Origin of the sequence: Mesorhizobium sp. (assembly GCF_024509055.1) — a bacterium.
Taxonomy (GTDB): Bacteria; Pseudomonadota; Alphaproteobacteria; order Rhizobiales; family Rhizobiaceae; genus Mesorhizobium.
In genome coordinates, this window is the sequence record NZ_JANINM010000546.1 from 1 (window position 1) to 8,817 (window position 8,817).

The 8,817-nt window shown below is 63.8% G+C and carries 6 protein-coding genes; 5 read left to right on the forward strand and 1 reads right to left on the reverse strand.

Translation table 11 applies throughout. From position 1 onward, the window contains the following. The first annotated feature begins 35 nt into the window (after nucleotides 1-35). The 4 genes from clpB (at nucleotide 36) to Q0L57_RS33055 (ending at nucleotide 6,415) form a co-directional block, all read left to right on the forward strand. Nucleotides 36-2,642, forward strand: a complete 2,607-nt coding sequence (gene clpB, locus Q0L57_RS33040; protein ID WP_296747291.1) for an ATP-dependent chaperone ClpB — start codon at nucleotides 36-38, stop codon at nucleotides 2,640-2,642. A 112-nt stretch (nucleotides 2,643-2,754) separates the two neighbouring features. Further along, nucleotides 2,755-3,114 carry an MmcQ/YjbR family DNA-binding protein gene (locus Q0L57_RS33045; RefSeq protein ID WP_296747292.1) on the forward strand — a complete coding sequence of 120 codons (360 nt, stop codon included), beginning with the start codon at nucleotides 2,755-2,757 and terminating at the stop codon, nucleotides 3,112-3,114. 136 nt (nucleotides 3,115-3,250) lie between these two features. Continuing rightward, nucleotides 3,251-4,771 (forward strand): L,D-transpeptidase family protein, encoded by a 1,521-nt coding sequence (locus Q0L57_RS33050; RefSeq protein ID WP_296747293.1) that lies wholly within the window; start codon nucleotides 3,251-3,253, stop codon nucleotides 4,769-4,771. An 87-nt stretch (nucleotides 4,772-4,858) separates the two neighbouring features. Beyond that, a complete protein-coding gene (locus Q0L57_RS33055; RefSeq protein ID WP_296747294.1) occupies nucleotides 4,859-6,415 on the forward strand; it encodes an MFS transporter in 1,557 nt (518 codons plus the stop codon). A 12-nt stretch (nucleotides 6,416-6,427) separates the two neighbouring features. On the opposite strand, the gene Q0L57_RS33060 is transcribed toward Q0L57_RS33055, so the two are convergent. Further along, entirely contained in the window at nucleotides 6,428-8,395 is a 1,968-nt protein-coding gene (locus tag Q0L57_RS33060; RefSeq protein ID WP_296747295.1) for a M23 family metallopeptidase, read from the reverse strand. A 61-nt stretch (nucleotides 8,396-8,456) separates the two neighbouring features. On the opposite strand from Q0L57_RS33060, the gene Q0L57_RS33065 reads away from it, so the two are divergent. Continuing rightward, nucleotides 8,457-8,817, forward strand: a 361-nt coding sequence (locus Q0L57_RS33065) for a hypothetical protein (RefSeq protein WP_296747296.1), incomplete at its 3' end; no start/stop codon positions are given.

Here is an 8,817-nt window from a genome sequence, read left to right on the forward strand (position 1 = left end):
GCCGCAAAGCGGGCCGGTGATGGAAGGAGACAGATATGAATCTTGAAAAATACTCAGAGCGCGTGCGTGGTTTCATACAGTCCGCGCAGACCATGGCGCTCTCGCGCAATCACCAGCAATTCACCCCCGAACATATGCTGAAAGTGCTCGTCGACGATGACGAGGGCCTTGCCGCATCCTTGATCGAGCGCGCAGGCGGCAACGTCCGCGACGTCAAGCTCGGCGTCGAGGCGGCGCTGGAAGCCATGCCCAGGGTCGAGGGCGGCAACGGCCAGCTCTATCTCGCCCAGCCGCTTGCCAAGGTGTTCTCGACGGCGGAAGAACTGGCCAAGAAGGCTGGCGACAGCTTCGTCACCGTCGAGCGGCTGCTGCAGGCGCTGGCGATGGAAAAGTCGGCAAAGACCGCCGACATCCTCGCCAAGGCCGGTGTCACCGCGCAGGCGCTGAACCAGGTCATCAACGACGTCCGCAAGGGCCGCACCGCCGATTCGGCCAACGCGGAACAAGGCTATGACGCGTTGAAGAAATATGCCCGCGACCTGACCGCGGATGCCCGCGCCGGCAAGCTGGACCCGGTGATTGGTCGTGACGACGAGATCCGCCGCACCATCCAGGTGCTGTCGCGGCGCACCAAGAACAACCCCGTGCTGATCGGCGAGCCCGGCGTCGGCAAGACGGCGATCGCCGAGGGCCTTGCGCTGCGCATCGTCAATGGCGACGTGCCGGAATCGCTGAAGGACAAGCAATTGATGGCGCTCGACATGGGCGCGCTGATCGCCGGCGCGAAGTATCGCGGCGAGTTCGAGGAACGGCTGAAGGCCGTGCTCAACGAGGTGACGTCCGCCAACGGCAACATCATCCTGTTCATCGACGAGATGCACACGCTGGTCGGCGCCGGCAAGGCGGACGGCGCGATGGACGCTTCCAACCTGCTGAAGCCGGCGCTGGCGCGCGGCGAGCTGCACTGCGTCGGCGCGACCACGCTCGACGAGTACCGCAAGCATGTCGAGAAGGATCCCGCGCTTGCCCGCCGCTTCCAGCCCGTCTTCATCGACGAGCCGACGGTCGAGGACACGGTCTCGATCCTGCGCGGCCTGAAGGAGAAGTACGAGCAGCACCACAAGGTGCGGATCTCCGATTCGGCGTTGGTGGCGGCAGCAACGCTGTCCAATCGCTACATCGCCGACCGTTTCCTGCCCGACAAGGCGATCGACCTGGTGGACGAAGCCGCATCGCGGCTGCGCATGCAGGTCGATTCCAAGCCGGAAGCCCTGGACGAGATTGACCGCCGCATCATGCAGCTCAAGATCGAGCGCGAGGCGCTGAAGGTCGAGAAGGACGAGGCCTCGAAGGACCGTCTTGCCCGGCTGGAGAAGGACCTGGCCGGCCTCGAGGAAGAATCGACCGAACTGACCGCGAAGTGGCAGGCCGAGAAGCAGAAGCTCGGGCTCGCCGCCGACCTCAAGAAGCAGCTCGACGAGGCGCGTAACGAACTGGCGATCGCCCAACGCAAAGGCGAGTTCCAGCGCGCCGGCGAACTGGCCTATGGCAAGATCCCGGAGCTGGAGAAGAAGCTGAAGGAAGCCGAGGCGCAGGATGGCAAGGCCGGCATGGTGGAAGAGGTGGTCACGCCCGATCACGTCGCCCACATCGTGTCGCGCTGGACCGGCATTCCGGTCGACAAGATGCTCGAAGGCGAGCGCGACAAGCTCTTGCGCATGGAAGACGAGATCGGCAAGCGGGTGGTCGGCCAGGGCGAGGCGGTGCAGGCGGTTTCGAAAGCCGTGCGGCGCGCGCGCGCCGGGTTGCAGGATCCGAACCGGCCGATCGGCTCGTTCATGTTCCTCGGCCCGACCGGCGTCGGCAAGACGGAGTTGACCAAGGCGCTGGCCAATTTCCTGTTCGACGACGAGACGGCGCTGGTGCGCATCGACATGTCGGAGTTCATGGAAAAGCACTCGGTCGCGCGTTTGATCGGCGCCCCTCCCGGCTATGTCGGCTATGAGGAAGGTGGCGCGCTCACCGAAGCGGTGCGGCGTCGGCCTTATCAGGTCGTGCTGTTCGACGAGATCGAAAAGGCGCATCCGGATGTGTTCAACGTGCTCCTGCAGGTGCTTGACGACGGCCGGCTGACCGATGGCCAGGGCCGAACCGTCGACTTCCGCAACACGCTGATCATCATGACGTCGAATCTCGGCGCCGAATATCTGATCAACCTGAGCGACGACCAGGATGTCGATGCCGTGCGAGACGAGGTGATGAGCGTTGTGAGAGCTTCGTTCCGGCCTGAGTTCCTCAACCGCGTCGACGAGGTGATCCTGTTCCACCGGCTGCGTCGGCAGGACATGGACCGGATCGTCGAAATCCAGCTCAAGCGGCTGGAGAACCTGCTTGTCGACCGCAAGATCACGCTGTCGCTCGATCACGACGCGATCGATTGGCTGGCGTCCAAGGGCTACGATCCCGCCTATGGCGCAAGGCCGCTGAAGCGCGTGATGCAGAAGGAACTGCAGGACCCGCTGGCGGAAAAGATCCTGATGGGCGACATCCTCGACGGCTCGACCGTGAAGGTCACCGCCGGTTCAGACCGGCTGAACTTCCGTTCGAAGCCGACCGTGGTGGCGGCCGAAGCCGCCGCTTGATCGAGCCAGGGAACTGAACTGAGCGCGTCGCATCGAACCGTGCGGCGCGCTCTTTGCTTTTCGGGACCGAATCGCAAGACGATAACGATCCGGTTGGGGTAGGGGGAATCCGGTGCTGCTCGATGACTACAATGGCTTTTGCGCCTCGCTTGCTCAGTCGACACATGTTGTCCAGTGGGGCGGCGCCCATGTCTGGAAGGTCGGCGGCAAGGTGTTCGCGATCGGCGGCCATGACCAGGGCGGGCAAGTCTTCGTCACGTTCAAATGCTCTGATATGGCCTATGACGTGCTGAAGGGACTGCCGGGCTGCAGGCCGGCGCCCTATCTCGCCTCACGCGGCATGAAATGGATCCAGCGCCAGACAAGCCAGAGCGTGGATGATGCCGCGCTGAAGGACTATCTGCGCGAAAGCCATCGCCTGGTCGTCCTCAAGCTGACAAGGCAGGTGCGCAGCGATTTGGGGCTGCGTTGATCCGGCTCGAGATGATGGCAAAACGCCGGGAATCCGCCATCTTCATGCCCGGTTCATGTTGGAACCTTAGTTTGGGTGACTGGTTTGCTGGCGAAGGGTCGCCAGGAAAGACTGCGGACCGGAGAGCTGGACAATCATGCTGCGCACCATCTTCTTGCTGACGGCGCTTGCGACCGGGCTGGGGTCTTCCAGTGTGTTCGCGGCGCCGACCGTTGACGGTGCTCGGCAAGCCGCCAGGCCGGCCCAGAACGGCGCGCTGTTGCTCGCGCAGGACGGCAATATCGATATCTACTACGACGCCAGGGGCAACCGGGTGCTCGTCGATGCCGACACAGGCAAGGTCATAGCCATCCAGCCGCCGCAGAGTCGTCTCGACCGCCAGGCGATTCGCCGGCAGATGCGGACGCAGGAACTCGGCCGCGCGCCAGGTGCGGACAGTGACCGCTACTATCTCGACAATCCTGACGACATGGCGCGTCTGCGCCGCAGGCAGCTGGAAGAAAACGGCCGCTATATCCCGCCGCCTGCGGATCAATACGATCCCAACAGCGACAATTCGGCCGATGCTTATCCGCCGGCGCCGCAGGGCGATGACGGCTATGCCACCACCTATCCCGAGGCGCCGAAGCAGAACACGATCAAGCGCCAGCCACTGAACGAAGCCTCGATCGATCCAACGCAACCGGGCCAGACCACACTCCAGCAGGCCAATCCGGACTCGCAGGCCTCGCTGCCGCCGAACACCGGCGGCAAGGCCAGCGTCGATTCATCCTTGTCGCTCGGCGTGCATCAAGACATTGCGGCGCTGCAGGTGCTGCTCGACCGCGGCGGCGCGTCGCCCGGCGTGATCGACGGACGCTTCGGCTCCAATGTCGACAAGGCCCTTGACGCCTACAACCAGATCAATGGGACAAGCCTGAAATCCACCGACGCTGCGGGTATTCAGGCAGCGCTCGCTCAGTCAGGTGGCGATGCCTTTGCTTCCTACACCATCACCCCCGAGGACGTGGCCGGACCCTATGTCGCCTCGATCCCGGAGGACTACAGCCAGAAGGCCAAGCTGAACTGCATGTGCTACACCTCGGTCACCGAGGCGCTGGCCGAACGCTTCCACATGGACCAGGGCTATCTGAAGTCGCTCAACAAGGGCCTCGACTTCAATCGCCCAGGCACGATCATCAAGGTCGCCAATTTCGGCAAGCTGGTGTCGACGCCGGTTGCTCGCATCGTTGCCGACAAGGACAAGAAAGAGGTTTATGCCTATGATGCCAACGGCAAGATGGTCGCGGCCTATCCCGCAACCATCGGATCGGCCGACACGCCGTCGCCGTCCGGCATCCACACCGTGTCGCGCGTCGCGCTCGATCCCAACTACACCTACAACCCGAATATCAATTTCAAGCAGGGCAACAACGACAAGATCCTGACCATTCCGCCGGGACCGAGAGGGCCGGTGGGTTCGGTGTGGATTGCGCTGGACAAGCCTACATACGGCATTCATGGGACGCCCGATCCGTCGAAGATCGGCAAGACGCAAAGCCATGGCTGCGTGCGCCTGACCAACTGGGACGCGCGCGAACTCGCCAAGCTGGTCTCGCCGGGCGTTACGGTGGAGTTCGTCGGCGGGTCCTCGGTCAATGATGTTGCGCAGCAATAGGCCAGGCTGCGCGGCGTAATCTGGTTTCAAGAACAGCGAATCTCTGGCCGGTTGTCGTGCGCGCGCCGCAGGGCTAAGCAGACATTCATGCCTTCCGCAAACGAAGCCACCGTCGATTCGCCGTCTACCGCCCCGCTGGCGAACGGCACGTTCTGCCCGCAATCGCAGCGCAGGTTCGTGCTGGTCGCGGCGATCCTGGCCTCCGCGCTCGGGTTCATCGATGGCTCGATCCTAGCGATCGCCATGCCCGCGCTTCGAACCAGCCTCGGCGCCAGCCTGGCGGAAGCGCAGTGGATCTCCAACGGCTACGCGCTGACGCTTTCGGCACTCATTCTGGCCGGCGGCGCGGCCGGCGATCGGTTCGGCCTCAGGCGCGCGTTCGTAACCGGCATCGCACTGTTCATCGCCGCGTCGCTTGCCTGTGCTCTTGCTCCCAGTGCCGGCGTTCTGATCGCGTTTCGCGCCATCCAGGGCATCGGCGCGGCCATCATGGTCCCGGGCAGCCTCGCCATCATTGCGAAAGCCTATCCAAAGAAGGAGCGGGGCAGGGCCATCGGAATCTGGGCGGCCGCATCGGCGCTGACCACCGCGCTCGGTCCGGTGCTGGGCGGATTCGTCCTGTCCACCTTCGGCAATGGCGTCTGGCGCGCCATCTTCGCCATCAATCTGCCGCTCGGGCTGATCTCGATCTATCTGCTCCTGGCCAAGGTTCCCGCCGACCGGCCGACCGAAATGCGCAGCCTCGATCTGGGCGGCGCGGCGCTCGCCACGCTTGCCTTCGGGTCACTGGCCTACGGGCTGACGGCGATGAATGCCGAAGGCGCCGCGATGGCCGGGCCGGCGATCATCGCCGGCGCGATTCTGCTTTTTGTCTTCATCTTCTACGAGCGCCGGCAGCGCGAGCCGATGATCGATCTCGGACTGTTCCGGATCGGCGCGTTCGCCGGCGCCAATCTGGCGACCTTCTTCCTGTATTTCGCGCTGTCGGCCAACCTGTTCTACCTGCCAATGCTGCTGATCGCGGGTTGGGGGCTTAGCTCGGCCGAGGTCGGCTTCATTTTCCTGCCGCTGTCGGCGTCGATCGCGCTCCTGTCCGGCCCGGTCGGCCAGTGGTCCGATCGAATCGGTCCACGTCTGCCGATTTCCGCCGGCAGCTTCGTCGTTGCCATTGCTTTCGCCGGCCTCGCCCTGCTCACTCACGCCGGCATCCACCATTTCTGGACCGGCACGTTTCCGCTCATGGCGCTGATGGGGCTCGGCATGGCGCTGGTCGTGTCGCCGCTGTCGACCGCGATCATGACGTCGGTTGAAGACAAGGACACCGGCGCGGCGTCCGGCATCAACAATGCGGTCTCGCGCATCGGCGGGCTGATCGCCGTGGCGGCGATGGGTTCACTCGCGGCTTTCGTCTATTCGCGGGCGATCGGCAGCGCTTCCGGCATTCCCGGTTTCGGCGAGCCGACGACCGGTCTTGCGGCGGGTATCGACGCGTTGAGGGTCGCGGCCAGCGATTCGGCTTTCGCCGCGGTGGCGTCGGTCACGACGCTTCTTTGTCTGCTGTCATCGGTCATCGCCTGGTTCACGGTGCCCGGACAGGCGTCGCCCTGGCCACGCCCGGTTACCGATATCGAATCCCGCAACTGATTCGAGGGCGACTCAGCCGTCGATCTTGGCGCTGGCGACCTTCAGCGAATTGCCGTCCTGCTGTTTGAGCAGATCGTCGATGCGCTCGCGCTCACGCTTGAAGGCGACAAGGTCGTCGCCTTTCAGCACCTTGCCGACAGGCAGACGGACACGCATCGGGTCGACCTTGGTGCCGTTGACGATCAGCTCGTAGTGAAGGTGAGGACCCGTGGCGAGGCCGGTCTGGCCGAGATAGCCGATGGTCTGGCCCTGGCGCACATGCACGCCGGGCTCGATGCCTTTGGCGAAAGCGCTCTGGTGGTTGTAGGAAGTCTCGTAGCCATTGGCATGGCGGATGATGATCTGCTTGCCATAGCCGCCGGCCCAGCCGACCTTCTCGACGACGCCGTTGCCGGCCGCGATGATCGGCGTGCCGATGGGCGCTGCCCAGTCTACGCCGGTATGCATGCGCACGTAGCCGAGAATCGGATGCCGGCGCGCGCCGAAGCCGGACCTGAATTTGCCGGCGGGCAGGGGATTGCGCAGCAGGAACTGCTCGGCGCTCGAACCGTTCTCGTCGAAATAGTCGGTGCCGCCATCCTGCATCTGGAAGCGGTAGAAGTTGCGTGTCTGGCCGCCGAAGGTTGCCGATACGTAGAGAAGCTCGGAGTTGTCGGAAGTCTGGTCGTCGCCATCGGGTTGCGAGAAAAGCACTTCGAGGCGATCAGCCGGCGAAACCCGCGACTGGAAGTCCACGTCCGAGGCGAGAAGCTTGATCAACCTCTGCGTCATCGCCTTAGACATGCCGTAGGAATATGCGGCGCGATAGATGCCGTCATAGACGTTGGGCAGGTTGCCGCGCACCACCACCGGCTGCGAATCGTCGAATGCCGTCAGCAATTCGGGATTGGATTCCGGTTCCTGCGCCGGGACGTATTGTCCTTGATCGTCGAGCGCGATGGTCACGATATGGGTGCTGCGGTCATACACGCTGGTGCGGACCACCTTGGCGATATCGCCGCGCACCTCGAGACCGACGCGCAGCACCGTCCCGGCCTTGAGCGCGGGCGCGTTGAGCAGCTTGCCGATCGCCTCCGCCATGCCCGTGGCGTCGTCTCCGGTATATCCCGAATCGGCGAAGGCCTCGATGATATCGGTATCCTTGGTGAAGGGGATGATTTCCTCGGCGAACGCCGGCGCATGGTCGTCCAACGCGGCCCGTGGCGCGACCGAAACGTTTTCAGGCGTGATCTTGACGTCGTACGAACCGGCCATCGATTCGGCGAAGGCTTCGCCGAAACGCTGCGGGTCGACGTAATGAAGCGAGGCAACCTGGACCGCGCCGTCGCTCAGACCGTTGCCGGCCGAGCGCACCACTTTCTCGACCTCGTCGGCGGACAGGTCGCTCTTTTCATCGAAGGATGCCGTCTCGAGCGGGAAGTCGACGGTCTTCAGGCTCATCTCGCTTTCGACCTTAGCGCCGTAAATCTGGCCGGCGACCGCGGTGGCCGCGGCCGGCTGCTGGGTCTTGTCGTCGCTGTCGTCGCCAAAGACCTGCATGGGATCGAATGGCGGATAGGGTCGGTTGGTGGTGTGACCGGCGGCCAACGCCATCTTGATCTGCACGAACGGCATGGTGTGGATGACGTCGCGATCGCCGACCTTGGTGACCATCGACACTTCCATGCGCCGGCGGTCCTTGGCCCTGGCGATCTGGCGCGGCGCGACCAGCCTGGTGGTCTTGGCCTGTTCACCGGAATCATCGCCATTGGCGAGGCTGATGAGCTCGGCGATCTCCGGCGGGGTCGCAAGCTGCTGGCGACCGTCGAGGGCGGCGAACAGGGCGACGCCCATCAGCACGCTCGACGTCACGCCCGTGAGGAATGTTCCCGACAGCCAGCGCGCCGAAACCTCGCGGCGATCAGGCGGACCGCTGCGGCCATCCGCGATCAACGGCGGCTCATTGCCGAGTTCGGCTATGACATCTTCGGTGTCTGGCATCCAGAAAGGCTGCTTTTTCCCCGGGCGGACGGCTTGTCGTTATTCGTTGCGGCCATGACATTTGCCCGTCACGGCGATTGAAGTCAACGAAGCGGCAAGCCGGGGCCGATATCCCCAATCATGCGTCTCGTTTTCAGCGGTCTTCTTGTCGTCTGTTGTCGAGGCGCCTCACACACGCGCGCGCCTTCCTTCTTGTGCCCCGGTTTCGGACCGCAATGCGGCGGCAATAGGGCTCGTTGTGGATAGCCCTTGGCCTGCCGTTGGGGCAGCCGGCCACGAAAACCGGCCGCCGAAAAATTTGTCGCAAAAAATTCAAAAAAGTTCGAAATCGGTGTTGACGGTTCGCGTGGGCGCCGACTATATACGCCTCACCAACGAGGGCGGCGCGCCGCTGGCGACGAAGAAGTTCGCTTCTGAGATTG

Excerpts from the sequence above, each read along its gene's own strand:
- clpB (WP_296747291.1), top strand. The coding sequence starts at position 36 with ATGAATCTTGAAAAATACTCAGAGCGCGTGCGTGGTTTCATACAGTCC.
- Q0L57_RS33050 (WP_296747293.1), top strand. The coding sequence starts at position 3,251 with ATGCTGCGCACCATCTTCTTGCTGACGGCGCTTGCGACCGGGCTGGGG.
- Q0L57_RS33055 (WP_296747294.1), top strand. The coding sequence starts at position 4,859 with ATGCCTTCCGCAAACGAAGCCACCGTCGATTCGCCGTCTACCGCCCCG.
- Q0L57_RS33060 (WP_296747295.1), bottom strand. The coding sequence starts at position 8,395 with ATGCCAGACACCGAAGATGTCATAGCCGAACTCGGCAATGAGCCGCCG.